The following is a 26,992-nucleotide window of genomic DNA, read 5'->3' as shown; positions in this document are numbered from 1 at the left end:
CGGCGACGAAAAGGCGCTCCCTATACTGCGGCGAAAAACAACAGGGAACCGCCGCCATGACCGCACCGGATACCTTCCGCTCCAGCCACTCCCCCGCCAGCCGCCACGCCGACCTGCTGCTCAGGAACGGCCGCTTCTACACCCTCGACCCGGCGCAGCCCTGGGCGGACGCGGTGGCGATCCGCGATGGCCTCTTCCTCGCCGTCGGCCGCGCGGAAGAGCTGGAACAGCTGGTCGGTCCGCAGACCCGCGTGCACGATCTCGACGGCGCCTTCTGCATGCCCGGCCTGCACGACATGCATACCCACCCGGACCTCGCCCTGGCGCCGCGCTACGCCGACGACCTCGATGTCGGTATCGAGGACCCGACGCCGGAGCAGCTGGCCGCGGCGATCCACGCCTACGCCGACAGCCATCCCGGCGACGGCTGGATCTACGGCCAGTACTGGGTGCGCTACACCTTCCGCGAGGCCGGGCTGAAGCCGGGCCGCGAGTGGCTCGACAGCGTCATGCCGGACCGCCCGGTAGCGCTGCTCGACCGCATGTGGGGGACCATGATGGTCAACTCCCGCGCCCTGGAACTGGCCGGCATCGACGCCAATACGCCGGACCCGCGCAATGGCTACCTGGAACGCGACGAACTCAGCGGCGAACCCAACGGCCTGCTGATCGATGGCGCCTACGCGCTGATCCACGCCGCCATGCCGCCGACGCCGGTGACCGTGCTGCGCCGCGCCTACCGCGACGGCGTGCATTTCCAGAGCGCCCGCGGCGTCACCGCGAGCAAGTACGTGCACGTCTGCGAACACCGCCTGCAGGCGCTGAAGGAGCTGGACGATGCCGGCGAACTGAGCCTGCGGGTGGAAGCGGCGATCAGCTGGCAGGACGACATCTTCCCGGTGCGCCGCCGCTGGGAACTGCTGGCCGGCGAACGCCACTACTACCGCAGCGCGCGGCTGTCGGCCAACGCGGTGAAATTCCACTTCGACGGCACCGTCGAGCCGCGCTCGTCCTTCCTCATCAACCCCTGGCCGGGCGAGGACGCCTGGCGCGGCAAGCTCAACCTGACCCCGGAGCACATCACCGACATGGTGGTGGACATGGACCGCCGCGGCATCCGCGTGATCGCCCACTGCACCGGCGACGGCGCCTCCGACGTGTTCCTCGACGCGGTGGCCGAGGCGCGCCGGCGCAACGGCTTCAGCGGCATCCGCCACCAGTGCGCGCACAGCACCATCCTGCATCCGGGCAACCTCAGGCGCTTCCGCGAACTGGAGGTGATCGCCGAATTCTCCCCGGCGGCCTGGTACCCGACGCCCTTCGCCAGCGGCGCGCGCTCCGGCTACGGCGCCGAGCGCCTGAAGCGCATCTACGACTACAAGGGCGTGCTGGCCGCCGGTGGCATCGCGGTGATGGGCACCGACTGGCCGGTGGCGTCCATCGACCCGTGGCTGGCGCTGGAAACCATGGTCACCCGGCAGAACCCGTGGAACGACGATCCGGCCTGCTTCGGCGAGCCGATCAGCCTGGAGCAGGCGCTGCGCGTGGTCACCCTGAACGGCGCCCATGCGATGAACCTGGAGCACCTGACCGGCAGCATCGAGGCCGGCAAGTCGGCGGATTTCATCGTCCTCGACCGCGACCTGTTCGCCCAGCCGGCGCGCAACTACATCCACAGGACCCAGGTGCGCCTGACCTTCGTCGAGGGCCGCCCATCCTACGACCAGCAGGGTGTCTTCGCCGGCACGCCGCTGCAGGCGACCTGGCAGGGCGAGCCGCCGGTACTGGAAGGAGGCGCGCAATGAGCATCCCGGTAACCGTGGTCGCCGGCTTTCTCGGCGCCGGCAAGACCACCCTGCTCCGCCACTTGCTGGAGCACAGCGGGGGCCAGCGGCTGGCGCTGATCGTCAACGACTTCGGCGAGCTGAACATCGACGCGGCGATGATCGCCGAGCACAGCGACGCGGTGTACAGCCTGCAGAACGGCTGCCTGTGCTGCACCATGCAGGACGACCTGCTCGCCCAGCTCGGCCGGCTGGCTGCGGTGCAGCCGCCGGTGGAGCGCATCGTCATCGAGTGCAGCGGCGTGGCCGACCCGCAGCCGATCGTGCAGGCGCTGGGTTATCCACAGCTGCGCCGGCGCATGCATCTGGATGCGCTGGTCACCGTGGTGGATGCCGCGCGCAGCACTCCGCTGGAAGACGAATACGCGCGACTGGAACGCCGTCAGGCGGCCGCTGCCGACCTGCTATTGCTGAACAAGTGCGACCTCGCCAGCACCGAACAACTGGACGCCCTGCGCCGCCGATTCGGCGAGCCGAAGCGGATGGTCGAGACGGTGCAGGCGCAGGTGCCCGCCGAACTGCTGTTCGGCGAACGCCCAGCCGACCGCCAGGAGCGCCTGCAGCCTGTACTGAACAGCGACCACGCCGGAATGTTCGACAGCTGGCTGTGGCGCGCTTCCGGACGCTTCGACCGCCAGCGCCTGCGCGCCTGGCTGGATGAGCTTCCGCAAGGATTGTTCCGCCTCAAGGGCCGCGTATATCTGGACGACCGCGACGCGCCGCTGTGGCTGCAGTACGTCGGCGGGCGCAGCCAGTTCCTTCCCGCCGGCGGCGAGGAAACCGACAACTGCCTGGTGTTCATCGCCGGGCGCGACAGCGATCTGCGTGCGAAGCTGGAACAGGGCCTGAACGCCTGCCTGGCCGACGCTTCATCCATTACCCAGAGGAAATCCGCGTGAGCAGCCTGCCCGCCTCCCCGATCAGCAAAGCCACCTGCCCGCCGGAAGAATGGACGCTGCGCGAACAGCTCGCCGCCTGCTACCGGCTGGTGGCGCACTTCCGCATGAGCGACCTGATCTTCACCCACATCTCCGTGCGTCTGCCGGGGCCGGAGCATCACTTCCTGATCAACCCCTACGGGCTGATGTTCGACGAGATCACCGCCTCCAGCCTGGTGAAGATCGACCTCGACGGCCAGCCGGTGGAGCCGACGCCGTACAAGGTCAACCCGGCCGGCTTCGTGATCCACAGCGCCATCCACGCCGCGCGCGAGGACGCCCAGTGCGTGCTGCACACCCACACCCGCGCCGGCTGCGCGGTGGCCGCGCAAGCCTGCGGGCTGCTGCCGCTGAACCAGATGTCCATGGAGTTCCATGGCCGCATCGGCTACCACGACTACGAGGGCATCGCGCTGTCGTTCGACGAGCAGAAGCGCCTGGTGCGCGACCTCGGCGAGCATTCCGTGCTGATGCTGCGCAACCACGGCCTGCTGACGGTCGGCGAAACCGTGCAGCAGGCGTTCCTGCGCATGTACTACCTGGAGAAGGCCTGCGACATCCAGCTGGCCGCGCAGGCCGGCGGCGAACTGGTGATCCCGCCAGAGGAAATCTGCCAGCGCACCGAGCGCCAGTTCAACGAACCGGCACAGCCGCAGGCGGAAGGCGACCTGACCGACACGGACGCCAACGACCTGGCCTGGCAGGCGCTGCTGCGCATGCTCGACCGCATTGCGCCGGATTTTCGCGATTGATGATCTGGTGGATAACCCTGCGGGGTTATTCACCCTACACACGCCCGGACCATGGGCGTAGGAAACTGTAGGAGCGGGCCATGCCCGCGACAGAAGCGTCGCACGCATGGCGTGCTCCTGCAGGTTGTTTCGTTGGTGGATGACCGAAGTCATCCACCAATCGATGCTGGCCTTACTGCGAAGCCCAGGCGTTGAACCGCTCCTCCAGCTCCTCGCCATGGTCGACCCAGAACTCGTCGTCCATCGCCAGCCCCACTGCCAGGTTGGCCGGCGAAGTCGGCACCCAGCTCGCCAGCTTCGGCTCCAGCTTGCCGGCCGCTTCCCTGTTGGTCGGGCCGTAGGGGATGTTGTCGACGTACTTCACCTGCGCATCCGGCTGGTTGGCGAAGGCGATGAAGCGCTTGGCCGTGTCGACGTGCTGCGAGCCCTTGATGATCGCCCAGTAGTCCATGCCGTACAGGCTGCCCGGCCAGACCAGCGCCAGGTTGCGGCCGCCCTTGTGCGCGTCGGCGATGCGCCCGGTGTAGGTGGAGGTCATCACCACGTCGCCGGCAGCCAGCCACTGCGCGGGTTGCGCGCCGGCTTCCCACCACTGCACATGGGGCTTGATCTGGTCGAGCTTGGCGAAGGCGCGATCCTGGCCGGCCTTGGTCGCCAGGGTCTTGTACACGTCCTCGGCCTTGACGCCGTCGGCCATCAGGGCGAATTCCAGGTTGTACACCGCGCGCTTGCGCAGGCCGCGCTTGCCGGGGAATTTCTCCAGGTCCCAGAAATCCGCCCAGGAAGTCGGCGCGGCCTTCAGCTTGTCGGCGTCGTAGGCGATCGCCACGCCCCACACCAGCGCCGCCGAACCGCAGTCCTTGGCCGCGTTGGGGATGAGCTGGTCCTGGCCACCGATGGCGTTCCAGTCCAGGCGTTCGAACAGGCCTTCATCGCAGCCGCGGGCCAGGTCGGGACCTTCGATCTGCACCAGATCCCAGTCGGCATGGCCGGTGTCGGCCATCACCTTGATCTTGGCCATTTCGCCGTTGTACTCGCTCTGCACCAGCTTGACCCCGGTGCTGGCCGAGAACGGCTTGAAGAAGGCGACTTCCTGGGCCTTCTGGCCGGCGCCGCCGTAACCGACCACCACCATGCTTTCCGCCGCCTGGGCGACGCCGGCGCAGAGCCCGAGGGCGAGCAGCAGGGGTTGCAAAGCGTTTTTCCGCGAAATCATCGGGCATTACCTCCTCAGGACAGATGCCGCGCGCCCTGCAGGCAGCAGGACAGACGGTGAAGTGGCGGGTGCACCGGGCGAACAGACAGCGGGACACGGCGGCCGGCAGGGCCGGACCGTTGCAAGGGATTCATGCGCATCTCCGTTGTTGTTGTTGTGGAGCACGTCGCTGATAGCGCCCGCCTTGGCGGCGGGCCTGGCTAAAAACTACCCAGTCGATTTTAAAAAAACAAGTTGATTTTTTACTGAAGGTAAATTTTTATGGATTACGTTAGATAACCCTAGCAGGAGTCCTCGCCGTGTCCGACGTGATCCATTTCTCCAGGCCCGAACTGCAGTTCCAGCCCTATGGCGGCCAGCCCGCCGAACGCGCCGCCATCTGCCGCCTGATCGGCCCGGCGGACAGCCAGACCATGGGCGCCGGCATGGCCCGCTTCGACGGCTGCTCCATCGAATGGACGGTGCTCTACGACGAGCTGATCGTGGTGATCGAGGGCAACTTCCGCCTGCGCCTGGCCGACCGCGTGATCGATGCGCGTCCCGGCGACGTGATCTGGGTCCCGGAGCGCACGCCGCTGGCCTACGAGGGCGAGAAGGCCACCGTGTTCTACGCGCTCTACCCAGTGGATTGGCAGGCGCGCAACGCCTGAGCCGGTCCCGCCCATAACAAGAATCGGAGAGCTCCCTGATGACCGCCTTCCCGCACCTGTTCAGCCCGCTGGAAATCCGTGGCAAACGCCTGAAGAACCGGATCATGTCCACCGGCCACGATACGTCCATGCCCACCGACAACCTGGTCAACGACCAGTTGGTGGCCTACCACAAGGCGCGGGCGGAAGGCGGCGTCGGCCTGATCGTCATGCAGGTCGCCGGGGTGCACGACAGCGCGCGCTACACCTCGCATGTGCTGATGGCCACCGACGATTCCTGCATCGAGGGCTACCGGCGCGTCGCCGAGGCCTGTCACGCGGAAGGCACCGTGCTGCTGTCGCAGGTGTTCCACCCGGGCCGCGAGATCATGGAGTCCGCCGACGGCCTGCTGGCCGTGGCCTACTCCGCCTCGGCCACGCCGAACGAGCGTTTCCATGTCATGCCGCGCGAGCTGGACCAGGCGATGATCGACGAGATCGTCGCCGGCTACGCCGCTGCCGCCCGCCGCCTGCACACGGCCGGCCTGGACGGCGTGGAAGTGGTCGCCAGCCACGGCTACCTGCCGGCGCAGTTCCTCAACCCGCGGGTGAACCGCCGCAGCGACGGCTACAACGGCGATCTCGACGCGCGCCTGCGCTTCCTCCGCGAAGTGCTGGCTGCGGTGCGCGAAGCCACTGCCGATGACTTCATCGTCGGCCTGCGCATCTCCGCCGACGAGCGCGATCCCGAGGGCCTGACCGAGGACGAATCGCTGCAGGCGGTGCTGGCGCTGCAGGGCGAACTGGATTACGTGCATATCGTCGCCGGCACCTCCGCATCGCTGGGCGGCGCCATCCATATCGTGCCGCCGATGGCCGTGGAAGCCGCCTATCTCGCGCCCACCGCCGGCACGTTCAAAGCGCGGCTGGATATCCCGCTGTTCGTCACCGGTCGCATCAACCAGCCGCAGGAAGCCGAGCAGATCCTCGCCCGCGGCCAGGCCGACATGTGCGGCATGACCCGCGCGCTGATCGCCGACCCGCAGATGCCGAACAAGGCCGGTTCCGGCCGCCACGATGACGTGCGCGCCTGCATCGCCTGCAACCAGGCGTGCATCGGCCACTTCCACCGCGGCCTGCCGATTTCCTGCATCCAGCATCCGGAAACCGGCCGCGAGCTGATCTATGGCCGCGTCGAACAGGCGCGCCAACGCAAGAAGGTACTGGTCGCCGGCGGCGGCCCGGCCGGCATGAAGGCCGCTGCCGTGGCGGCGCAGCGTGGACATGACGTGACCCTATGCGAAGCGACGTCGCAACTCGGCGGACAGGTGAACCTGGCGCAGCTGCTGCCACGTCGCGCGGAATTCGGCGGCGCTTCCACCAACCTGCAGCGGGAAATGGAACTGGCTGGCGTGCGCGTGCTGCGCAACACCCGCGTCGACCGCGCACTGGTGGAACAGGAACGCCCGGACCTGGTGATCATCGCCACCGGCGCCAAACCCTACTGGCCGCATTTCGAACAGGGCGGCGAGCTGCAGGTGGTGGATGCCTGGCAGGTGCTGCGCGGCGAAGCGAAGATCGGCCGCTCGGTGCTGGTCGCCGACTGGCGCTGCGACTGGATCGGCCCGGGCATCGCCGAACGCCTGGTGCGCGACGGCCATCAGGTGCAGCTGGCGGTGAACGGCACCCACTGCGGCGAGAGCCTGCCGCTCTACGTGCGCGACCACCTGGCCGGCGAACTGCACCGCCTCGGCGTGCCGATCACTCCCTACGCCCGCCTCTACGGCTGCGACGACAGCACGGTGTACCTGCAGCACACCGCCAGCGGCGAGCCGATGCTGTTCGAGGACATCGATACGCTGGTGCTCTGCCAGGGCCACGAACCGGTGGACACCCTCGCCGCCGAGCTGCACGGACTGGTGGAATACAAGCGCATCGGCGACTGCCTGGCGCCGCGCACCGCCGAGGAAGCGATCTTCGAAGGCCTGAAGGCGGCGTGGGCGATCTGACGGTCGCGGGCATGGCCCTCTCCTGCAACGGCACGGCCCACCCTTGTAGGAGCGGGCCATGCCCGCGATGCTCTTCCACCTCACACGGCGCTTTTGTTTAGAATCCTCGCTCCCCCTTCTGGACATCGCCGCATGAGCCGCAAAGCCCCGCAGGAAGCCATCGAACAGGCCAACCCCAACGGCGCCGAGACGCACTTCCTCGGCGGCCGCATCCGTGGCCTGCGCAAGCGTCGCGGCATGACCCTGAGCGAGCTGGCCGAGCAGAGCAAGCTCACCGCCGGCTACATCAGCCAGCTGGAACGCAACCTCGCCTACCCGTCGATCCCCGCGCTGTTCAACATCGCCCGCGCGCTCGGCGTGACCATCCAGTGGTTCTTCGCCAGCGAAGTGGCGGTGGACCCGGCCGACGCCGGCTACGTGGTGCGGCGCAACAGCCGCCTGAGCGTGCATTACGAAGACGGCATCGTCGACGAGCTGCTCACCCCGCAGCCCAGCCGCCAGCTGGAAATCCTCCACTCGCGCTTCCCGCCCGGCACCTACAGCCAGCAGAGCTACAGCCATGAAGGGGAAGAGGCCGGCTATATCCTCACCGGCGTGTTCGAACTCTGGGTCGGCGACCGCCATTTCGAACTGAAGGAAGGCGACAGCTTCAGCTACTCCAGCCAGGAGCCGCACCGTTACGGCAATCCCGGGGATACGGATACCGTGGTGCTGTGGATGATCACGCCGCCGACGTTCTGATCCATATGGCGGGTTTCCCCCTATAAAAGGTCGCGGGCATGGCCCGCTCCTGCACCACAACGCCGAGCCTCGAACTTGTAGGAGCGAGCTTGCTCGCGAACGAATCCCCCCGGCGATACAGCGGCCGTTGTTCCTACACCCGAACCAGCGATCCCAACCCGTCCAGCAACTGCTGCAACGCCCCCTGGTTGGCGCGCATCACGCCCAGCCCCGCCTCGGCCATGCGTTTCGCGCTCTCCGGGTGATCCCACAGCTGCTCCACCGCCGCCGCCAGCGCCGCGGCATCGGCCACCTCGCGCAACGCGCCGACCTCGCGCAATTGCGCGGCGATCTCGAGGAAGTTGAACAGGTGCGGCCCGGACAGCACCGGCTTGCCCAGCGCCGCCGGCTCCAGCAGGTTGTGCCCGCCGTTCTCCACCAGGCTGCCGCCGACGAAGGCGATGTCGGCCAGGGCATAGAGGAACAGCAGTTCGCCCATGGTGTCGCCGAGCAGCACGCTGGTGTCCATGGTCACCGCCTCGCCGCTGGAACGCCGCACGCTGGCGAAGCCTTCGCGGCGGCACAGCTCGTACACGCCGTTGAAGCGCTCCGGATGGCGCGGCACCAGGATCAGCAAGGCCTTGGGGTAATCAGCGAGCAGCTGGCGGTGGGCGGCGAGGATGATCTCGTCCTCGCCGGCGTGGGTGCTGGCGGCGATCCACAGCGGGCGCAGGGTCGCCTGCCATTCCTCGCGCAATACCGCGGCACGCACCGGCAGCTGCGGATCGATGCTCAGGTCGAACTTGATCGAACCGGTCACCGTCACGCACTCCGGGCGCGCGCCGAGCTGGCGGAAGCGCTGGGCTTCGGCCTCGGTCTGCACGGCGATCCAGCTCATCTCCTGCAGCATCAGCCGGGTCACCCCGCCGAGTCGCGCATACCCCCGCGCCGAACGCTCGGACAGCCGCGCATTGGCCAGCGCCACCGGGATGCCGCGTTTCGCGCACTGGTGGATGTGGTTCGGCCACAGCTCGGTTTCCATGATCACCGCCAGCTTCGGCCGCACCCGATCGAGGAAGCGCGCCGCCGCCCAGGGCAGGTCGTAGGGCAGGTAGCAGTGCTGCACGCTGTCGCCGAACAGCGCGCGGATACGCTCGGAGCCGGTCGGGGTCATGCAGGTAACGGTGATCGGCAACTGTGGATAACGCGCCTGCAGCGCCTTGATCATCGGCGCCGCGGCGATGCTCTCGCCCACCGACACCGCATGCACCCAGATACCGCCGGGACGCAGCTCCGGCAGCCCGAAGGAAAACCGCTCGCCGATCCGCCGGGCATAGGCCGGCGCCTTGCGCGAACGCAGGAACAGGCGCAGCGCGATCAGCGGCAGGCCCAGGTGCAGCAGCAGGGAATAAAGGGTTCGATTCATGGCGGCGGAGAGTAGCAAATAGGAACTGCAAATGCAGAAATGCGGAATAACGGAGAGACTGCATCCGCAGGAGCGGGCCATGCCCGCGACACGCCGGCGCTGCCGATGTCGCGCGCATGGCGCGCTCCTGCAACCACAGCCCGCCCTAGCCTTTCAAATGCTCCGCAAAGCACTCCCCCAGCCACCGCGCCGCCGGCCCCAGCGGCTCGTCGCGCCGCCACACCAGCTCCACCACCAGCGGCGGCGGCGTCCAGTCGCTGGGCAGTTCCAGCAGGTGCGGCTGGTACGCCGGATACTGCGCCACGTGGCGCGGCAGCCAGGCCCAGCCGAGGTCGCGCATCAGCAGTTCGGCCATGGCGTAGAAGCTGTCGGCACGCCAGACCAGCGGGCTGATCTGCTCGCCGCCGGGATAGCGGCTGTCCTGCGGCGCCATCAGCAGTTGCCGGTGCCGCGCCAGTTCGCGGCGATCCGCATAGTCCTTGCCGGCGAGCTCATGCCCGGCGCCGCACACCGTGACCATCTCGATGGTGCCGAGGCGCTGCCGTTCCAGCGCCTGCGGCATGCCTTCGTGGTGGAACAGCAGGCCGAGGTCGGCGCGATTCTCCAGCAGCTTGCGCGCCACGTCGCCCTGGGCGCCGCTGGCCAGTTGCACTTCCAGCAGGGGGAACTGGTGGGCCAGCGCCTGCAGGCTGGAAAGCACCGGCTGGTAGGGCATCGCCTCGTCCTGGGCCAGGCGCAACAGTGCCTCCTCGCCGCGCACCAGCGAGCTGGCGCGGCTTTCCAGGCGTTCGCACTGGCGCAGCACTTCCCGCGCCTCGTCGAGCAGGGCGCGGCCTTCGGCGGTGAGCACCGGCTGGCGTCCACTGCTGCGCTCGAAGAGGACGACGCCGAGATCAGCTTCCAGCATGGCGATGGACGAACTCACCGCCGACTGCACGCGCTTGAGCTGGCGCGCGGCGGCGGAGAAGGACGACTGGTCGGCGACGCTGACGAAGAGCCGCAGCTGTTCAAGGTTCCACTGCATGACCTATCTCCATTAAAGATAGGTAATGACTTTAGCCCATCGCCCGAATCACTAGAATGACGGCCATGCACCACAGCTGGCGACCGCCAGCAGCCCAGGGGGAGGAATCGAACATGCCCGGCTATCTCTATCTCGCCATCGCCATCTTCGCCGAAGTCATCGCCACCGCCTCGCTGAAGTCGGTGAAGGGCCTGAGCACGCCCCTGCCGCTGATTCTGGTGATCGTCGGCTACGCCATCTCGTTCTGGATGCTGACCCTGGTGGTGCGCAGCATCCCGGTGGGCATCGCCTACGCCATCTGGGCCGGGCTCGGCATCGTGCTGGTCAGCGTCGCCGCCCTGGTGCTCTACCAGCAGAAGCTGGACACTCCGGCGCTGCTGGGCATGGGGCTGATCGTCAGCGGCGTGGTGGTGATCCAGCTGTTCTCCACTTCCTCCGGCCACTGAAGGCCGCCGGCGACGGGTTATACTGCGCCTCCGTTTTTCCCACGAGGCGCCCCCATGACCCAATCCCTGAGCACCGACGTCCTCATCGTCGGCGGCGGCATCGCCGGACTCTGGCTGAACGCCCGCCTGCGCGGCGCCGGCTACGCCACCGTGCTGGTGGAAAGCGCCGCCCTCGGCGGCGTGCAGAGCATGCGCTCGCAGGGGATCATCCATGGCGGCACCAAATACGCGCTGCACGGCGCGCTGACCGGCGCCTCCGAGGCCATCGCCGACATGCCGGGACTCTGGCGCAAATGCCTGAAGGGCGAAGGCGAAATCGACCTGCGCGGCGTGCGCATGCTCTCCGACGCCCATTACCTGTGGTCGCCCGGCAGCCTGGCCGGCAACCTGACCAGCTTCTTCGCCAGCAAGGCGGTGCGCAGCCGGGTCGCCCAGGTGAAGGGCGCCGAGCTGCCGCCGGCGCTGCAGGACAAGGCCTTCAAGGGCAAGGCCTACCGCCTCACCGAACTGGTGCTGGACGTTCCCAGCCTGATCGCCCGCCTCGCCGAACTGAGCGGCGACAGCCTGCTCGCCGGGCAGGACATCGAACCGCTGCAGGACGGCAACGAACTGATCGGCCTGCGCGTCGACGGCCGCGAAATCCGCGCCCGGCGCATCGTCCTGGTGGCCGGCGCGGGCAACGAGGCGCTGCTGCGCAGCCTCGGCCTGGAGCAGCCGGCCATGCAGCGCCGGCCGCTGCACATGGTGCTGGTCAAGGCGCCGACGCTGAAGCCGCTGTACGCCCACTGCCTGGGCGGCGGGCCGAAGCCGCGGATCACCGTCACCACCCATCCGGCCGCCGACGGCCAGTGGGTCTGGTATCTCGGCGGCGACATCGCCGAAGCCGCCGGCGTGGCACGCAGCGAAGCCGAGCAGATCGCCGAGGCGCAGCACGAACTGCACAAGCTGATTCCCTGGGTCGACCTCTCCGCCGCGCGCTGGGCGACCCTGCGGGTGGATCGCGCCGAGCCGGCGCAATCCAACCTGCTGCGCCCGGACAGCGCCTTCCTCGCCGAACAGGGCCGCCTGCTGGTGGGCTGGCCGACCAAGCTGGCGCTGGCGCCCGATCTTGCCGATCGCGTGGTGAAAAACCTCGATCTCGCCGGCATCCGTCCGGCATCCGCCACCCTGCTGCCGGAACTGCCGCGCCCGCCGATGGCCCGCCCGGTATGGGAGGAACTGCTCGGATGAAGACCCTGCACCACCTGCACCGCCCGCTCGGCAGCACCGGGCTGAAGGTCTCGCCGCTGGGCCTGGGCACGGTCAAGCTGGGCCGCGACCAGGGCGTGAAATATCCGTCCGGCTTCCGGATTCCGGACGACCGCGAGGCCGCCGACCTGCTCGCGCTGGCCCGCGAACTCGGCATCAACCTGATCGACACCGCGCCGGCCTATGGCCGCAGTGAGGAACGCCTCGGCCCGCTGCTGCGCGGCCAGCGCGACGCCTGGGTGATCGTCAGCAAGGTTGGCGAGGAGTTCGACGGCGGCCTGTCGCGCTTCGACTTCAGCGGCGAACATACGCGCTTCTCCGTCGAACGCAGCCTGAAACGCCTGGAAACCGACCATATCGATCTGGTCATGGTGCATTCCGACGGCAACGACCTGGAAATCCTGGAAAACACCGCCGCCTACGAAACCCTGGCGCGCCTGAAGGAGGAGGGCCTGATCCGCGCCTTCGGCTTCTCCGGCAAGACCGTGGAAGGCGGCCTGCTCGCCCTGCAGCGTGGCGACTGCGCGATGGTCACCTACAACCTCGCCGAACAGGCCGAGAAACCGGTGCTCGACTACGCCCACGCCCACGGCCGCGGCATCCTGGTCAAGAAGGCCCTGGCCAGCGGCCACGCCTGCCTCGCCCCGGGCGTCGACCCGGTGCGCGCCAGCTTCGAGCTGGTGTTCGGCCACCCCGGCGTGACCAGCGCCATCGTCGGCACCATCAGCCCGCTGCACCTGTCGCACAACGTCACCGTCGCCGCGGAGCTGCTGGACGACCATTGATCGCCGTTCGCCATCCTTTAACAGTCGCCGGCGTTTTCCTGTGCCATGCTCAGTCTCCGCGGATGGAAAATCCGCGCAGGCAAAAATGTCGCCGACGCGTTTGCCACAGGTAAATCTGCCGAAAACAGCGCTGTTTTCCCGAGCATATTCGAAATAATTCCGCATTTTCGAAGCCGCTCCCGCGTCCTGCGCGCCTTCGGCACCGCCAACGCCAGGTGGGGCCCAGCCCCGTACGAAAAGGAACCGTCATGCCTCGTACGCTCGCCCGCAAGAACCCGACCGCGTTCAAGACCCTGCCGCTGGTGGTGGAAGCCAGCAGGGACGGCCTGACCTACCAGCCGTTCGGCCTGCCATTGAACTTCCGCCAGGTGCTGGAGCGGCGGCGACAGATAGAGGTGGCGGACAGCGAGCACTTCACCGCGGAGCTGGCGAACCTCGGCGTCTCGGTGCGCCTGACGCTGAACTGGCAGGGCCGCGAATACTGGGTGCTGGTACGGCAGAAGCGCCTGGACCGTGGCGATACCGTGCTCAAGCTGATCTCCGGCTACGTGCCGGCCCATGAGCTGAACCTGCCGCTGCTCACCGCCATCCAGGAAGTCGCCGAGGAATGCCTGGTGGAAACCAGCGACGGCTGGCTGGGCGGCCGCTTCGGCGCCACCTGGCTGCCGACGCCCTACGAGGAAACCCTGCGCTACCGCGAGGCCAGCCATTTCGCCCTGACCCCGTTGTCCGGCGCCGCACTCCCGGTGCAGGCCGGCAGCCTGCGCCTGCTGGAACGCCCGCGCGCCTACGTGCACCTGCCCACCGCGTCGCTGCAGCTGGTCTACGACCTGTGCCTGGAACTGCCGCGCGACGCCCGCGACGTCAGCCTCTACCACGTCGACGAGCGCGTGGAGCGCGGCCCGCTGGTCGCCCGCCTGGACCGCCGCCGTCCGGATCTCTACCTGCTGCCACTGGAACACGGCCGCCCCAGCGGCGCCCTGTACACCCTGGCGCAGGGCGAACTGCTCAAGGCGCCGACCCGCGGCGTCTGGCTGGCGGAAAGCTTCGCCCCGCAGGAGGGCTGGGTGGTGCGCGATGAGCGGATCAGCTGGAAGGACTGGCTGGAGCGGCAGAAACCGTCCCCCACCCGCCCTTCGGGAGCCCCCAGCGACAACCGGCAGTGCGCGCCGGCCTGAATGCGCGCGCCTGCCGGCAACCCGCCTAGCGCAGGGGCAATTGCGCAGCGCTGGCGGCCGTTGCGCCGAACAGCTGGCTGAACAGCGGAATCAGCCGGCGGTTGCCGGTCTCGCTGAGATGGTCGTCGTCGACGTACAGCGGAACGCCGCTATCGCTGCCCCGGCATGACTGCGCGTCGCACAGATATGGCAGCGGATCGAGGATTCTGGCGCCGCAACGCGCCACGGCCTCGTCCTGCAGCGCCCAGACGAAGGCCTGCCGCCGCATGTAGCCGTCTCTCGGCAGGCTGACCGCCTCCGGCCGGCCGAGGATCAGCCCGCGAGCGAGGACCCGGGGCACATCGCGGCCCATTTCCGGAATCGGCCGCAGCAGGTACAGCGGATGGTGTTCGGCGATGCTGCACAGGCTCGCCAGGTAGCGCTGGCGGAACTCATCGAGAAACTCCCTGGTGGGCGTCGCATACGGCCTGTCGATGTAGACCCTGGGTTTACCGGGCGTCAGGTCCGTTTCGTCGGGGAGGCCGCCGAAGAGATACATCGCCCAGCGGTTCAGCAGAACCACCGGCACCCCCGGATAGCTCTGCGGCAGGGTCTTCTCCACCCACTCGTTGAGCTCCCGGCAATGCCGCTTGTCAGGCTCGACAGGGCTGGCCCCGGGCAGTATCAGGCAACCGTGCTCGCCCTTGAACAGCACCCCCTGCCGGGGGTCCGCGAGGCTCGCGGCGGCGGCAGTCACCACCGCGTCGGCATGGCTGTCGCCGAGCAGGATCGCCCGTACCTGCTTGCCGCCATAGACGCAGTTGGCGTCTCCGCTGAGGCATTCCTCCCGCCGCGGGTTATGGTCTTCGGCCGCCAGCTCCAGATGGCTGACAGCGGCCGGCAGGCGCTCGGGAAACTCCATCTTGCGCACCACCTGCGCTGCGCCCACCACCAGCAGCAGTGCCGCCAGACCGGCCATGAGCGGAACCGCGCCCCGGCCGCCCAGCGCGCGCCGCGACGGCCCTTCCACCCAGACGAAGGAACAATGGCCGAGCAGCAGCGCCAGGGCGATGCCGCCGGCGACCCAGGGCACCTCGTCGAGATGGTCGAGATAGGCCAGGCCGACGACCACCGGCCAGTGCCACAGGTAGATGGAATAGGAGCGGTCGCCGAGCCACTGCGCGAGCCGGCTGGAAGTCCAGCGCGAATCGCTGCGATGCGCCAGCAGCACCAGCGCCGTCCCCGCGACCGGGAGCAGCGCCCGCCAGCCCGGCCAGGCCATCTGCGGGGTGAGGCACAGGATCGCCGCCAGGATCATCGCCAGCCCCAGCCAGGACAGCCTCTTCGCCAGCAGCCCGGGCAACCGCACGACACCGGCCAGAAGGAACACCAGCGCCCCGGCGAGCAATTCCCACGAGCGCGCCTGCCAGGTGAAGAAGGCCCGCGACGCCTGCCCGTCGGACAGATCGGTGAGATGGACGCACCAGCCCAGCGAGGCGGCGAACATCAGGCACAGCCCGACGACTATCGCGCGGTGGTCCGACGACACCTTCCAGAGCGCCCACAGCACCACCGGCAGGAGCAGGTAGAACTGCCATTCGACCGACAGCGACCAGGTGTGCAGCAGCCACTTCTCATGGGCACCAGCGTCGAAGTAGCCCGCTTCGTCCAGATAGCGCAGGTTCGAGGTGAACGACAGACTGTCGCGGACGTAGCGGGCGAGGTGCCGATATTCCTCCGGCAGCAGGGTGAACCAGCCGATCGCCAGCAACGCCGCGCAGACCACCAGCAGCGCCGGCACGATGCGCCGCACCCGCGCCCAGTAGAACTGCCAGAGCGAGAAGTGCCCCGATTGCAGGGCGCTCAGAACGATTCCGGTCATCAGGAAGCCGGAAATCACGAAGAACACGTCGACGCCGACGAAGCCGCCCTGCAGCCCCGCCACTTCGAAGTGATACAGCACTACCGCGACGACTGCCCAGGCGCGCAGACCGTTGATGTCGGCGCGAAACCCCCTGGCTGTAGCCTGCCCCATGCCCAATCCCTCCCCCGAGGTACAACAAGGCACGACCCGACCGCCAGGCCTCCTGGCAACGGGCCGAAATGGTCGACCGGAATTCTTGGTTATCGCTGGCGGATCTTCTCGACGATCATGGTGGTCGAGCTGTTGGCCACCAGGTCCAGCACGCGCACTTCGCCGCCGTAGGCCTTGACGATGTCCGCGCCGACCACCTGGTCGACGCCGTAGTCGCCGCCCTTGACCAGCACGTCCGGTCGCACCTGGCGCAGCAGGCGTTCCGGGGTGTCCTCGCTGAAGCTCACCACCCAGTCCACCGCGCCCAGGCCGGCGAGCACCGCCATGCGCCGGTCGACGCTGTTGATCGGCCGGCCGGCGCCCTTCAGGCGGGTCACCGAGGCGTCGTCGTTGACCGCCACGATCAGCCGGTCGCCCTCCTGCCGCGCCTGCTCCAGGTAGGCGACGTGGCCGGCGTGGAGGATGTCGAAGCAGCCGTTGGTGAAGACGATCTTCTCGCCGTGGGCGCGGGCGTCCTCGATCGCCAGCAGCAGCTGTTCCAGGCCGAGCACTCCGCGTTCGGAGCCTTCCGAGCGCTGCACGGCGCGGCGCAGTTCCGGCGCACTGATCGCCGCGGTGCCGAGCTTGCCGACCACGATGCCGGCGGCCAGGTTGGCCAGCGCCACCGCCTGCGGCAGGTCCTCGCCCGCCGCCAGGGCCGCGGCCAGGGTGGAGATCACGGTGTCGCCGGCGCCGGTGACGTCGAACACTTCGCGCGCCCGGGCCGGCAGATGCAGTTCGGCATGGCCGGGGCGCAGTAGGGTCATGCCGTGCTCGCCGCGGGTGACCAGCAGCGCGCCCAGCTCCAGTTCGGTCATCAGCCGCTGGCCCTTGGCGATCAGCTCGGCCTCGTCCTTGCAGCCGCCGACTATGGTTTCGAATTCGGAAAGGTTCGGGGTGATCAGGCTGGCACCGCGATAGATGGAGAAATCCCTGCCCTTGGGATCGGCCAGCACCGGGATGCCGCGCTTGCGGGCGGCCTGGATCAGCGCCTGGTGGTTCTGCAGCGCGCCCTTGCCGTAGTCGGACAGCACCAGTACGCGGACCTGGTCCAGCAGCGCCTCGACATCGCCGGTCAGCGACACGGGGTCGGTGCGGAACGGTTCCTCGAAGTCCACCCGCAGCAGTTGCTGGTGGCGGCTCATCACGCGCAGCTTGACGATGGTCGGCTGCCCGTCGATGCGCTGGAAGCGGGTGGTCACGCCCACGGCCTGGAGGCTGTCGCTCAGGCTGTCGGCGGCCTCGTCGGCGCCGGTGACGCCGACCAGGAAGGCCGGCGCGCCCAGCGCGGCCAGGTTAAGCGCGACGTTGGCCGCGCCGCCGGGACGGTCCTCATGCTGCTCGACCCGCACCACGGGCACCGGCGCCTCCGGCGAGATGCGCGAGGTCGCGCCGTGCCAGTAGCGGTCGAGCATTACGTCGCCAACCACCAGCACGGGGGCCTGATCGAATCGGGGCATGGTCAGTTTCATGAGAACTCCGCAGGTCGAAATCGCCGCGGATAATACCATAGCCGCCGCCTCGGACTTGCGCGCGCGGCCAGCGTTACCGGAGGTTGCGCACCCAGAACAGCTCGTGGCGGCGCACCGCCTTGCGGAAGAATTCGTCCTCCCCGGAGGCAGGCCAGCGCCGCCCGGCCAGCACGCGCTGGATCAGCCGGCGCAGGCGTTTCTTCGCCGCCAGCGGCAGCTGCAGGTCGTGCTGCATGGCCAGAGCCTGGGCCTTGTCGATGCGTGTCGCGGCGTCCAGGGTCGGGCTCCACAGGCCGTCCGCCGGCAGCGGCTCGATGCACGGCGGCAGGGCGATGCCGCCATCGGCGGGGCCCATCGGCCAGCGGTCGTTGTCGTGCAGGTGGTTGGCGTAGAACAGCAGGGTATCCGGCTGCCAAACGCTGCGCTGGATCGCCTGCTCCACGGCGAGGGTGGCGTGGACATGGTCGGCGTGCGGGTCGAGCTGCGGATGGGGCGTGACCAGCACCTCGGGGCGGAAGTGTTCGAGCAGGGCGGCGAGGTCGGCGACCAGGTTACCCCAATTCGGCACGCCATCGGTATCCGCCGGCAGGGCCAGCGGGTTGTGGCGGCGGGCGCTGCGGATGTCGTCCTCGGCGGACTCCCGCGAACCGAAGGGCTTGTCCTGTTCGGCGAACATCGCCGGCAGTTGCAGGCAGTAGTACCCGAGTTGCACGCAACGGCCAGCCGGGACGCCACCCCACAGCGGCACCGCCAGGCTGTCCCAGGTGCGCAGGCGGCCCTTCAGGCGGGCGGCGGCGGCCTTGTCCAGGCCAAGCTTCCGGTAATGCTCGGCCTCGATCTCGCCCTGGGTCAGGGTGACGATGGCGACTTCCTGCGCGCGGCTGTACAGGCCAAAGGCGGCCAGTTCGGCATCGTCGGCGTGCGGCGCGACGATCAGCACCCGGCGCGCCCCATGCTCGGGATTGGCGAAGGCGTGCAGCGTGCCCTGGGCAGCCAGGCGGCAGTGGCGGCCGCGCAGGCGCAGGTGGCCGCCGCGGATGGCGTCGCCAAGGCCGGAGAGGTTGATGTAGCGGCGACCGTTCACGCCGCGCTCGAAATCCTGCCGGTCCGACTCCGCGCCTTCGATCAGCACCTGCGGGTCGAGCCAGCGGCCGAGCCAGGTGGCGCGCAGGGTGACTTCGAGGATCAGTGTCTCGGCATCGGCGGGCAGCGCATCGGCGACGATGTGCAGGCCATGCGGGCCGATGGCGGCGGGCAGGCTGGCATGCCCGGGCGGGAAGTCGTAGCGGTAGTCGTCGCGCGGCGAGTAGAACAGGTGGTCGGCGAACCAGGCTTCATGGGCGATCCAGCCGAGCGCCACGGCCAGCGGCACGCTCCACCAGGGCGCGAGGATTCCCAGCAGGACCAGCGCCAACAAAGCGATGAGCAGTACCACGCGCTTCTTGCGGCGGTGCTGTTTGAGCAGGTGCTGCTTGCGGGCGCTCATGGTCGATCTCCGTTAGAGCCAATCGCGGACGGAGTCCGCTCCTGCGCACAGGCCGATACGCCGTGCACGAACTGTAGGAACGAGGGGGGGCGCCTAGCCCTTGCTCGCGAACCCATTCCTCGCGACGAGGCAGTTCGCGGGCAGGCTCGCTCCTGCGAAGAGCCTGAAATCAGACCTGGAATACCGGCACGCGATGGCACCAGCGGTCCTTGTACTCGCGGTCGGCGCGGCCGAAGGAATAGCGTAGCGGCTTGCCCAGCGCCTCGGCATCGGCCCAGGCCTCCTGGGTGTTGACGTAGCTGAGCACGCTGCCGGGACTGAACTCGCGATTCTCCGGCGCGACCCCACCGTTGATGTATTCCATGCTGATCCACTTCGGCGCCTCGACCCGGTAGAGGATCTGGATCGCCACCGGCTCGCCGTCGAGATAGGCCAGCGAGCCGCGCATGAATTCGCGCAACAGGCCGAACACCTCGGCCAGCCGTGCCTTGCCCGGCGCCTCGAAGCCCCAGCGGCGCTGGAACAGCTCGGCATAGATGCGCGCCTGCTCGTCGGCGCCCAGCTCGCTCATCGGCCGCAGCACGCCGCCCGCCTCCTCCAGCAGGCGCTGTTCGCGGCGCTGGTTGTAGCGGAATTTCTTCGAGAAATCCGCCGGCGCACGGTTCATCGCCAGTTCCTCGGCCTGCGAACGGGCGTCGAGGACCTGCTCGCGGTTCAGTTCGGACAGGTAGCGCACCCGGTGCCGCAGGGCGACCCGCGCTTCCGCGGCGATCGGCAGTATCACTTCGGCGTTGCCCAGGTCGAACAGCGCCTTCTTGCCTTCGCGCTTGAGCACATCCTTGGACAGCGCCAGGTGCCGCCCCCAGGTGGGGATCGCGGCGCGCAGCTCGTCGCCCTCGAACCAGCCGAGGTAGCGCACCGGGATGCCGGCCAGGCCGGCCAGGCGCTCGACGACCTGCGGGTGGGTAACGACGCTGCCGCCGAAGCGCTGCCAGGCGCTGGCGTAGGATTGTGCGTCGATCGGCGTCCAGTCGCGCTCGCGGACGAAGCGCAGTCGATTCAGTAGCGACATGTTCAGACCGACTCGCTGATGCCGTCTTCGGCGGGCTCGTCGGCGAACTGGCGGGCGTGCAGGCGCGCGTAGTAGCCGTTCTGGGCGATCAATTGATCATGGGTGCCGCGCTCGACGATATGCCCCTGGTCCATCACCAGGATCAGGTCGGCGCTTTCGATGGTGCTCAGGCGGTGCGCGATCACCAGCGTGGTACGCCCTTCCATGACCTTCTCCAGGGCTGCCTGGATGTGCCGCTCGGACTCGGTATCCAGCGCCGAGGTGGCCTCGTCGAGGATCAGCAGCGGCGCATCCTTGAGCAGCGCACGGGCGATCGCCAGGCGCTGGCGCTGGCCGCCGGAGAGCATCACGCCGTTCTCGCCGACCTCGGTGTCGAAGCCCCGCGGCAGGCGGTCGATGAACTCCCGGGCGAAGGCGTCCTCGGCGGCCTTCTCCACCTCGCTGCGCGGCTTGCCGGCGAGGTCGCCGTAGGCGATGTTGTTCAGCACGCTGTCGTTGAACAGGTTGACCTGCTGGGTCACCAGCGCGATGTGCCGGCGCAGGTTGGTCAGCCGGTAGTCCTCGACGTCCACTCCGTCGAGGAGGATCTGCCCTTCGCTGTGGGAATAGAAACGCGGGATCAGGTTGGCCAGGGTCGACTTGCCGCTGCCGGAGCGGCCGACCAGGGCGACCATCTGTCCCGGCTGGACGCTGAAGCTGAGGTCGTTGAGCACGCGCTTCTCGCTGCCCGGATAGGTGAAGCTGAGGTTCTTCACTTCCAGGCGGCCGCTGACCCGCTCGCGCTCGACGGTGCCGTTGTCCACCTCGGGCGCCTCGTCGAGCTGCTCGAAGATGCTCTCCGCGCCGGCCACGCCCTTCTGGATGGTCGAGCTGACCTCGGAGAGCTGGCGGATCGGCTTTGGCAGCAGGCCGGCCATGGAGATATAGGCCACCAGGTCGCCCACCGAGGCATCGCCGCGCAGCAGCAGCACCAGGTAGAGGACCACGGCCATCGCGCTGTAGATCACCAGCTGCAGCATGGGCGTGTAGACCGCCGAGGTCTTGTTCATGCGCAGGTTCTTCTCGGTGTTCTCACTGGTCACCGCGAGGAAGCGCTTGCGCTCGTAGGGCTCGCCGCCGAAGCTGCGCACCACCCGGTAGCCCTGGATGGTCTCGGAGGAGACGTGGGTGACGTCGCCCATGGCCACCTGGATCTTCTTGCTCTGCTTGCGGAACTTGCGGCTGGCCTGGGTCACCATCAGGGCGATGACCGGCAGGATCGCCACCATCACCAGGGTCAGCTTCCAGTTCATGTAGAGCAGCGAGAGGAACAGGAAGACCACGGTCATGCCCTCGCGGATCACCACCTTGATCGCATCGGTGGCGGCGCCGGTGACCATGGTCACGTTGAAGGTGATGCGCGAGACCAGATGCCCGGAGTTGTGGCTGTCGAAATAGCGGTTGGGCAGGGTCAGCAGGTTGTTGAACAGGGCGATCCGCAGGTCCTGCACCAGCCCCAGGGAAACCCGGGCGATGTAGTAGTTGCCGAGGAAGGAACCGATGCCCTGCCACACCGCGATCAGCACCACCAGCAGCGGAACGGCGAGCAGCAGCTTGAGCTCGCGCGCCCAGGCCCATGGCGCCTGGGGAAAGAGCACCGCATCGGGATTGGCCAGGCCGTCGACGAAGTACTTGAGGATGCCCGCCAGCATCGGCTGGGTGGCGGCGAAGATCAGGAAGCCGACGATGCTGAGGCCGAACATGCCCCAGTAGGGCCGCACATAGCCCAGCAGGCGGAGGTAGATCCGCAGGCTGGAGGCGGAGGGTTTCTTTGCGCTTACATCGGTCATCGAGATCTGATGCTCTGGGCCAAATGCCTGATTGTATCAGCTATGCAGACCACCACGACCACCGCCTATTGGTCGGCGCCGGGCCATCGGGCATCATAGCCATCCCCATTTCCCAGAGGTTCCGGCGTGTTCGCGCAATTCAGCCTGCCCTATCTGTCCCCGCAAGAACTGCGGGCGCTCAGCCACGCAAGCCAATGCCTGGAACGCGACGCCAACGGCCCGAAGGTGCTGCGCCTGGCGGATCAGGACATCCTCAAGCTGTTCTACCCGCGCAAGGGGCTCAGCCTGTCCCGGCTGTTCCCCGCCGCCATGAAGTTCATCCGCAACGCCCGCCGCCTGCACCGCCTGGGCATCCCGACGGTCACGGTGAAGCAGGCCTGGCGCCTGGACGGCGGCGTCCTCGCGGTGCTCTACCAGCCGGTGCCGGGCGACAGCCTGCGCCAGCTGATCGACCAGGACCCCGCCGCCGAAGCCCGCCTGCGCCCGGCGCTGGCATCCTTCATCGACCATCTCCACGATCGCGGGGTGTACTTCCGCTCCCTGCACCTGGGCAACATCATCCGCCAGCCCGACGGCCGCTTCGCCCTGATCGACATCTCCGACATGCGCTTCCTGCGCGGCCCGCTGCGCTCCGCCCTGGTCCGCAGGAACCGCGCCCATTTCGAGCACTACGTGAGGAAGAGCCGCCTGGGTTTCGACTGTGGGGCGCTGTGGCAGATATCGAGGAATGGCTGAAAGGGACTAGGCCGCCACTGACGGCTCGGCGTTCCGGGAAAGGCTCTCCCCGGTCTTGCGGGTGTAGTACAGGCAATCGTCCGGAATATCGCGGTTGACGAACGACATGGCGCCGATGGTGACGTTGTCGCCGATCCGGATGACATCGCCGATGATGCAGGAATGCGCTGACAGGCGAACGTTGTTGCCGATCCTGATGATCTTCTGACCCTCACCGCCCTTGATGCCCACGGTACAGTTCTGCCAGATGCGGAAGTTGCTGCCGATGCGCGCGTAGGCGCTGATCACGATCCCCGTGGGATGGGCGATCCACAGCCCCTCGCCAACCTCGGCGCCGAGCATGATCTCCACGTTGAAACGCCTGCTGAGCCGCTCGTTCAGCAGCTTGGCCCGGCGCCGCCAGAAGCTGCTGCGACTCTGGTTCATCACATAGGCGATGCGGAACCAGAACAGGTAGGCGTACCTGTTGCTGCGCTTGCATTTCTGCCGCACCCGTCGCCAGGAAAACGACTTGCTTTCACTACCGAGGATTTCGATGCACCAGTAACGCTTCAGTTGGCGTAACGCAGCCAGCAGACTCATCTTTCACACTCTCTCGACACACAATCGGGAAGACATTGCCACCAGCATCCCGGCCGGAACCCAGAACACCATCCAGAATACGCCTGGGCGCAGGAAGATCACATAGTAGTTGGCGACTGCCGATACCAGCATGAACGCGACCAGCGCCAGTGCCAGTGTCGCCATGTCGTCGTGTCCGCGCAGGCGCAGGCCGTTGCGTGTCAGGACCCAGACGAACGCCAGCAACAGCAGAAGTCCCGGCAGTCCGTACTCGAAGGTGAACTGCAGGTACAGGCTGTGGGCCTGGTTGAAGCAGCGGTTCAGCTCGCTGATGCAGATGTTGGCATCGGCTCCGGCGCCGAAGCCCCACAGCCAGAACGCCTGTATCTGATGCCACCAGCCGTAGAAGATGACGTCGCGGAAGCTCATGTCCACCGCCTTGTTCCAACCCAGCCAGAGCAGGATGATCAGAACCAGGGATGCGGTGGCCAGCAGCCACCTGACCGCCGTCCGCCGGTCGGCGGGCGACCAGAACAGCACGAAGGCGCCAACCACGCCCGCCGCCCAGACGCCACGGCTGTAGGTGAAGTACAGGTACGCCAGCATCAGCGCCGCGGCGAGGGAGTATAGCCAGCGCAATACGCCGGCGGACCTGCTCGCCAGGTGCAGGGCCACCAGCAGCAGCATGCCGAAGTACAGCGCCGAGACGATCGGGTTGCGGAAGTCGGCCATCTCGTGCCCGCCCCAGGAGGCCAGGCGGAAGGCCCTGAAGGTCCAGCCGCGCTCCTCGATGAACAGAGCCTGGACCAGGCTGAGCGCAGCGAACAGCCCGCAGACCAGCACCACCGCTCCCAGCAGCCGGTTCCACAGCACGCGGTCCTGCATCACCACGCTGATGGCGGATACGTACAGCCAGGCGTAGAGCGTGACCCTCAGCCAGCGCACCGCCCCTCCCTCGCTGCCCTCGTTGAGCAACGCCACGCCCAGCACCCAGAACAGCAGCGCCAGCAACCACAGGATCGAGGAACGCGACCACTGCGTCCAGGGACGGAACAGCGGCAACGACAACAGCGCCGGCAGGAACAGCGAGAGGTTGGCGATGGTGGTGTAGCGGCTGCCGTCCGGCACGAAGCAGAGGCCGGCGAGTTGCAGAAAGAGTCCGAGAGCCATCCAGTAGCGGAAAAAACGACCAAGCCTGTCCGTGCGATTCAATTTCTACCTTCCGTCTTCATGCCTGCATGCGCCGCGCGACTTCCTGCAGGTGCTCCGCGGAGGAGTCCTGCCAGCGCCCGGGTACGCAATATTCGTGGTGCAGATAATGCAGGAAGCTCTTGCGCAGCACATCATCCACCGGCCAGTTCGGGAATGTCCTGACAATCCTGAGCGCCTCTTCCGCACTCCCGGCGTGCATCACCACGCCCTCGACGTTGTAGAACGCCTGGCCGAGGGTGAGCAGCGGCTTGCCCAGCAGCAGGCTTTCCAGGCCGACCGTCGAATTCAGGGTGACCACGAAATCCGCGGCCTCGATCAGTTCCTGGGTGGCATTGCCGTTGGCGAACATCAGCCTGTCGCTGGTGCGCTCGTGCAGCTCCGGATAGCTCTCCCGGCTGGACGGGTGCTCCTTGAACACCACCGTCAGCCCGGCCTCGCTGGCAAGCCGCTCGCCCACGGCGAACAGCTCGCGCATGTCGCGCACCCAGGGCGAGAACAGCCGCACCTGGGTGTCGCGATCGTCCTGGAACGGGATGAACACGAAGCGCTCGGGCAGGCGGATCGCGGCCTGCCCGGTGACGCGCGGCTTGCGCGGTATCAGGCTGACCCTGCTCTGCTCGCCGATCTCCTGGCGTTGGGCGTAGTCGCGGTAGAAGGCGGCATCGCGCGGCACCGAGTTGAGGAAGTTGACCCCCTGCGGGTCCAGCGTCGTGGTGTCGGGCAGCAGGCCGTTCTCGAAGAAGAACGAGCGGGTGCCGGCCGGAAGCAGGCTCAGCAGCAACTGGCAGTAGCGATTGGCGCCATTCCACACCGCCACCGCGTCGGGGCGCTCACGTTCGAGCAGCGCCCGGAAGCGCAGGCCCATCACCAGGATTTCCAGGCGCAGCAGCAGCCGGTAGACGAGCCCCGCATATTTGCCCTTGACCCGGCGCTCGTGGCACTTGTCCTCCACCAGGCGGGACCAGTCGGTCCGCGACAGCACCGCCCTCAGGCCGCGCAGCGACGGCAGCGGAAGGCGATTCGGAGCGACGACGCGCCCTGCCAGCGAGGTCTCCTCCAGGAGACGTTGGAAATACAGGCTCTGGTGCTTGGCCAGGGCCAGAAACAGCACATTCATAACTCACTCGCAAGGAATGGAACGAAGCAATCAGCGTTGCTTTTTCGCCGCCAGTCCGACGCCGGACAGCTCTTCCCCGGCGACCGCCCGGTGAACGTATTCGACCAGGGAGGCGCAGGGCTGGTAAGGGTTTTCGATATGGAAACGCAGGAACCGGACCAGGCGTTCCCGGTAGCCGGACAGGTCGGCACGGATCGCCCTGCTCGCCTCGTCCAGCTCCACCGCCGAACGGGCCCGCGCCAGCGCGAAACGTCCGGTCTGGAAAAAGTCCTCTCCTTCTCCCAGCAGGATGAAGGGCACGCCGGCCCGCGCGACATCCAGGACGGCGTTGGTATAGCCGCAGAGCACCAGGTCGAAGCGCGCCAGAACATCGTCGAGCCGGACTCCCGGCTCGATCGACTCCACCAGCGGATCGTCCCGCCAGGGCAGGCCGGCCGCCCGCGGATGCGGCTTGACCGCAAGCGCCACCCCGTTGTCGACGGCCCACTGGCGCACCCAGCCGCACATCGCCTGGTAGTCCGCCGTCGCCTCGTACTCGGGGCCCGAGCCGAGGAACAGGCAGCGCCATCGCTCGCCCGCCCCGGCCTCGACCGGCGGCGCGGCATCGGCCAGGAAATAGGGCCCGGCGTACAACGCCGTGCACTCGCCGAAGCCCGAGCGGAGCCCGGAAAGGTATTCGAACGAGCTGCGGCCGAACATCAGATAGTAGTCGTAATCGAAATAGTCATAGCGCGAGGACTGCGCCGTGGGCACCGAATGGGCCAGGTGCATCACCCGGGTCCGCTGCTGGCTGAACGCCTTGATGAACGACGGCACGATCCAGCCATTGCGCTCGGTGAGCACTACCTTCGGCTGGTATCTGCGCAGCAGGAAGGCGGCATGCGCCGCGGGCCAGCCGAGCAGGAAGGGAACCGGCTGCGGCGGCCGGGCCAGTTGGCGCTGGCGCAACTGCTCGCCGTCGCTCTCCTCGACGAACTCCTCGACGCGCAGCCCGCGCTGGCGCAACGCCTCGATGAATGGTTTCTTGCGCCCCTGCAGGAAGGATTTGCGCGACGGATGCACCAGCAGCACGTCGCAGGTGAGCGCTGCCGCATCCTGCGCGCGGCTGAACAGCCGGCCGAGCAGGGCCTTGAAGCCCATGCGCAGCGCCAGGCGGACCACCGCGGAAGCACCCTTGCCCCTGCTCCGGGGCTGCTCCAGGACGTACCGCTGCAGTGCGGCGAGTCGCTGGCTCATTCGG

The 26,992-nt window shown here is 67.8% G+C and carries 23 protein-coding genes; 11 read left to right on the top strand and 12 right to left on the bottom strand.

Annotation, left to right across the window (positions count from 1 at the left end):
- Positions 1-56: 56 nt before the first annotated feature.
- Genes BLR75_RS21325 through BLR75_RS21315 form a run of 3 tightly spaced genes read left to right on the top strand, consistent with a single transcriptional unit; the run spans position 57 to position 3,534 of the window.
- A complete protein-coding gene (locus BLR75_RS21325) occupies positions 57-1,805 on the top strand; it encodes an amidohydrolase (RefSeq protein WP_084313966.1) in 1,749 nt (582 codons plus the stop codon).
- Complete coding sequence (locus BLR75_RS21320; protein WP_084313965.1) at positions 1,802-2,743, top strand: CobW family GTP-binding protein; 942 nt, start codon at positions 1,802-1,804, stop codon at positions 2,741-2,743. Before BLR75_RS21325 ends, BLR75_RS21320 begins: the two co-directional genes overlap by 4 nt.
- Positions 2,740-3,534 carry a class II aldolase/adducin family protein gene (locus BLR75_RS21315; RefSeq protein WP_084313964.1) on the top strand — a complete coding sequence of 265 codons (795 nt, stop codon included), beginning with the start codon at positions 2,740-2,742 and terminating at the stop codon, positions 3,532-3,534. Before BLR75_RS21320 ends, BLR75_RS21315 begins: the two co-directional genes overlap by 4 nt.
- 172 nt (positions 3,535-3,706) lie before the next feature.
- Here BLR75_RS21315 and BLR75_RS21310 read toward each other — a convergent pair whose 3' ends face one another.
- Positions 3,707-4,750, bottom strand: coding sequence for an ABC transporter substrate-binding protein (locus BLR75_RS21310; RefSeq protein WP_084313963.1), 1,044 nt, complete (start codon positions 4,748-4,750; stop codon positions 3,707-3,709).
- 299 nt (positions 4,751-5,049) lie between these two features.
- On the opposite strand from BLR75_RS21310, the gene BLR75_RS21305 reads away from it, so the two are divergent.
- The 3 genes from BLR75_RS21305 (at position 5,050) to BLR75_RS21295 (ending at position 8,129) form a co-directional block, all read left to right on the top strand.
- A complete protein-coding gene (locus BLR75_RS21305) occupies positions 5,050-5,400 on the top strand; it encodes an AraC family ligand binding domain-containing protein (protein ID WP_084313962.1) in 351 nt (116 codons plus the stop codon).
- Positions 5,401-5,438: 38 nt separating this feature from the next.
- Positions 5,439-7,388 carry an oxidoreductase gene (locus BLR75_RS21300; RefSeq protein ID WP_084313961.1) on the top strand — a complete coding sequence of 650 codons (1,950 nt, stop codon included), beginning with the start codon at positions 5,439-5,441 and terminating at the stop codon, positions 7,386-7,388.
- A 132-nt stretch (positions 7,389-7,520) separates the two neighbouring features.
- Entirely contained in the window at positions 7,521-8,129 is a 609-nt protein-coding gene (locus BLR75_RS21295; RefSeq protein ID WP_084313960.1) for a helix-turn-helix domain-containing protein, read from the top strand.
- Positions 8,130-8,262: 133 nt separating this feature from the next.
- Here the strand turns inward: BLR75_RS21295 and waaA are convergent, their stop codons facing one another.
- Together waaA and BLR75_RS21285 are read right to left on the bottom strand one after the other, a co-directional pair.
- Positions 8,263-9,534, bottom strand: coding sequence for a lipid IV(A) 3-deoxy-D-manno-octulosonic acid transferase (gene waaA / locus BLR75_RS21290; protein WP_084313959.1), 1,272 nt, complete (start codon positions 9,532-9,534; stop codon positions 8,263-8,265).
- A gap of 145 nt (positions 9,535-9,679) precedes the next feature.
- Positions 9,680-10,558 carry a LysR family transcriptional regulator gene (locus BLR75_RS21285; RefSeq protein WP_084313958.1) on the bottom strand — a complete coding sequence of 293 codons (879 nt, stop codon included), beginning with the start codon at positions 10,556-10,558 and terminating at the stop codon, positions 9,680-9,682.
- Between the two features lie 113 nt (positions 10,559-10,671).
- On the opposite strand from BLR75_RS21285, the gene BLR75_RS21280 reads away from it, so the two are divergent.
- From BLR75_RS21280 to BLR75_RS21265, 4 genes are all read left to right on the top strand, one after another.
- Positions 10,672-11,004 (top strand): DMT family transporter, encoded by a 333-nt coding sequence (locus tag BLR75_RS21280; RefSeq protein ID WP_084313957.1) that lies wholly within the window; start codon positions 10,672-10,674, stop codon positions 11,002-11,004.
- Positions 11,005-11,058: 54 nt separating this feature from the next.
- Positions 11,059-12,234, top strand: coding sequence for an FAD-dependent oxidoreductase (locus tag BLR75_RS21275; RefSeq protein WP_084313956.1), 1,176 nt, complete (start codon positions 11,059-11,061; stop codon positions 12,232-12,234).
- Positions 12,231-13,037 carry an aldo/keto reductase gene (locus BLR75_RS21270; protein ID WP_084313955.1) on the top strand — a complete coding sequence of 269 codons (807 nt, stop codon included), beginning with the start codon at positions 12,231-12,233 and terminating at the stop codon, positions 13,035-13,037. The genes BLR75_RS21275 and BLR75_RS21270 overlap by 4 nt, the downstream gene beginning before the upstream one ends.
- 248 nt (positions 13,038-13,285) lie before the next feature.
- Positions 13,286-14,215, top strand: a complete 930-nt coding sequence (locus tag BLR75_RS21265; RefSeq protein ID WP_084313954.1) for a metal ABC transporter ATPase — start codon at positions 13,286-13,288, stop codon at positions 14,213-14,215.
- 25 nt (positions 14,216-14,240) lie between these two features.
- Here the strand turns inward: BLR75_RS21265 and BLR75_RS21260 are convergent, their stop codons facing one another.
- The 5 genes from BLR75_RS21260 to msbA form a co-directional block, all read right to left on the bottom strand.
- Entirely contained in the window at positions 14,241-16,229 is a 1,989-nt protein-coding gene (locus BLR75_RS21260) for an acyltransferase family protein (protein WP_084313953.1), read from the bottom strand.
- A gap of 89 nt (positions 16,230-16,318) precedes the next feature.
- Positions 16,319-17,740 (bottom strand): bifunctional D-glycero-beta-D-manno-heptose-7-phosphate kinase/D-glycero-beta-D-manno-heptose 1-phosphate adenylyltransferase HldE, encoded by a 1,422-nt coding sequence (hldE, locus tag BLR75_RS21255; RefSeq protein ID WP_084313952.1) that lies wholly within the window; start codon positions 17,738-17,740, stop codon positions 16,319-16,321.
- Positions 17,741-17,813: 73 nt separating this feature from the next.
- Positions 17,814-19,226, bottom strand: coding sequence for a PIG-L deacetylase family protein (locus tag BLR75_RS21250; protein ID WP_084313951.1), 1,413 nt, complete (start codon positions 19,224-19,226; stop codon positions 17,814-17,816).
- A gap of 169 nt (positions 19,227-19,395) precedes the next feature.
- Positions 19,396-20,298 (bottom strand): GNAT family N-acetyltransferase, encoded by a 903-nt coding sequence (locus BLR75_RS21245; RefSeq protein WP_084313950.1) that lies wholly within the window; start codon positions 20,296-20,298, stop codon positions 19,396-19,398.
- 2 nt (positions 20,299-20,300) lie between these two features.
- Positions 20,301-22,127, bottom strand: a complete 1,827-nt coding sequence (gene msbA, locus BLR75_RS21240; RefSeq protein WP_084313949.1) for a lipid A export permease/ATP-binding protein MsbA — start codon at positions 22,125-22,127, stop codon at positions 20,301-20,303.
- 126 nt (positions 22,128-22,253) lie between these two features.
- Between msbA and BLR75_RS21235 the strand changes: the two genes are divergently transcribed.
- On the top strand, positions 22,254-22,862 hold the full coding sequence (locus BLR75_RS21235; protein WP_245726180.1) for a toluene tolerance protein: 609 nt from the start codon (positions 22,254-22,256) through the stop codon (positions 22,860-22,862).
- Between the two features lie 6 nt (positions 22,863-22,868).
- Here the strand turns inward: BLR75_RS21235 and BLR75_RS21230 are convergent, their stop codons facing one another.
- From BLR75_RS21230 to BLR75_RS21215, 4 genes are read right to left on the bottom strand one after another with little or no spacing between them, the layout of a single operon-like run.
- On the bottom strand, positions 22,869-23,444 hold the full coding sequence (locus BLR75_RS21230; RefSeq protein ID WP_139207050.1) for a serine acetyltransferase: 576 nt from the start codon (positions 23,442-23,444) through the stop codon (positions 22,869-22,871).
- 3 nt (positions 23,445-23,447) lie between these two features.
- The gene (locus tag BLR75_RS21225; RefSeq protein ID WP_084313948.1) at positions 23,448-24,593 is read right to left on the bottom strand and encodes an O-antigen ligase family protein; all 1,146 of its coding nucleotides are present in this window, start codon (positions 24,591-24,593) and stop codon (positions 23,448-23,450) included.
- A 58-nt stretch (positions 24,594-24,651) separates the two neighbouring features.
- Positions 24,652-25,752, bottom strand: a complete 1,101-nt coding sequence (locus BLR75_RS21220; RefSeq protein ID WP_084313947.1) for a capsular polysaccharide export protein, LipB/KpsS family — start codon at positions 25,750-25,752, stop codon at positions 24,652-24,654.
- 30 nt (positions 25,753-25,782) lie between these two features.
- Positions 25,783-26,892 carry a hypothetical protein gene (locus BLR75_RS21215; RefSeq protein WP_245726179.1) on the bottom strand — a complete coding sequence of 370 codons (1,110 nt, stop codon included), beginning with the start codon at positions 26,890-26,892 and terminating at the stop codon, positions 25,783-25,785.
- Positions 26,893-26,992 lie beyond the last annotated feature (100 nt).

Source organism: Pseudomonas jinjuensis, assembly GCF_900103845.1.
Classification (GTDB): domain Bacteria; phylum Pseudomonadota; class Gammaproteobacteria; order Pseudomonadales; family Pseudomonadaceae; genus Pseudomonas; species Pseudomonas jinjuensis.
The sequence above is the reverse complement of the archived record's forward strand: the minus strand, read 5'-3'. Positions and strand labels throughout refer to the sequence as shown.

Bases quoted from the DNA above. Each gene is read 5' to 3' on its own strand.
- BLR75_RS21325 (WP_084313966.1), top strand. From the start codon at position 57: ATGACCGCACCGGATACCTTCCGCTCCAGCCACTCCCCCGCCAGCCGC.
- BLR75_RS21320 (WP_084313965.1), top strand. From the start codon at position 1,802: ATGAGCATCCCGGTAACCGTGGTCGCCGGCTTTCTCGGCGCCGGCAAG.
- BLR75_RS21310 (WP_084313963.1), bottom strand. From the start codon at position 4,750: ATGATTTCGCGGAAAAACGCTTTGCAACCCCTGCTGCTCGCCCTCGGG.
- BLR75_RS21300 (WP_084313961.1), top strand. From the start codon at position 5,439: ATGACCGCCTTCCCGCACCTGTTCAGCCCGCTGGAAATCCGTGGCAAA.
- BLR75_RS21295 (WP_084313960.1), top strand. From the start codon at position 7,521: ATGAGCCGCAAAGCCCCGCAGGAAGCCATCGAACAGGCCAACCCCAAC.
- waaA (WP_084313959.1), bottom strand. From the start codon at position 9,534: ATGAATCGAACCCTTTATTCCCTGCTGCTGCACCTGGGCCTGCCGCTG.
- BLR75_RS21285 (WP_084313958.1), bottom strand. From the start codon at position 10,558: ATGCAGTGGAACCTTGAACAGCTGCGGCTCTTCGTCAGCGTCGCCGAC.
- BLR75_RS21280 (WP_084313957.1), top strand. From the start codon at position 10,672: ATGCCCGGCTATCTCTATCTCGCCATCGCCATCTTCGCCGAAGTCATC.
- BLR75_RS21275 (WP_084313956.1), top strand. From the start codon at position 11,059: ATGACCCAATCCCTGAGCACCGACGTCCTCATCGTCGGCGGCGGCATC.
- BLR75_RS21270 (WP_084313955.1), top strand. From the start codon at position 12,231: ATGAAGACCCTGCACCACCTGCACCGCCCGCTCGGCAGCACCGGGCTG.
- BLR75_RS21265 (WP_084313954.1), top strand. From the start codon at position 13,286: ATGCCTCGTACGCTCGCCCGCAAGAACCCGACCGCGTTCAAGACCCTG.
- BLR75_RS21260 (WP_084313953.1), bottom strand. From the start codon at position 16,229: ATGGGGCAGGCTACAGCCAGGGGGTTTCGCGCCGACATCAACGGTCTG.
- hldE (WP_084313952.1), bottom strand. From the start codon at position 17,740: ATGAAACTGACCATGCCCCGATTCGATCAGGCCCCCGTGCTGGTGGTT.
- BLR75_RS21250 (WP_084313951.1), bottom strand. From the start codon at position 19,226: ATGAGCGCCCGCAAGCAGCACCTGCTCAAACAGCACCGCCGCAAGAAG.
- BLR75_RS21245 (WP_084313950.1), bottom strand. From the start codon at position 20,298: ATGTCGCTACTGAATCGACTGCGCTTCGTCCGCGAGCGCGACTGGACG.
- msbA (WP_084313949.1), bottom strand. From the start codon at position 22,127: ATGACCGATGTAAGCGCAAAGAAACCCTCCGCCTCCAGCCTGCGGATC.
- BLR75_RS21230 (WP_139207050.1), bottom strand. From the start codon at position 23,444: ATGAGTCTGCTGGCTGCGTTACGCCAACTGAAGCGTTACTGGTGCATC.
- BLR75_RS21225 (WP_084313948.1), bottom strand. From the start codon at position 24,593: ATGGCTCTCGGACTCTTTCTGCAACTCGCCGGCCTCTGCTTCGTGCCG.
- BLR75_RS21220 (WP_084313947.1), bottom strand. From the start codon at position 25,752: ATGAATGTGCTGTTTCTGGCCCTGGCCAAGCACCAGAGCCTGTATTTC.
- BLR75_RS21215 (WP_245726179.1), bottom strand. From the start codon at position 26,892: ATGGGCTTCAAGGCCCTGCTCGGCCGGCTGTTCAGCCGCGCGCAGGAT.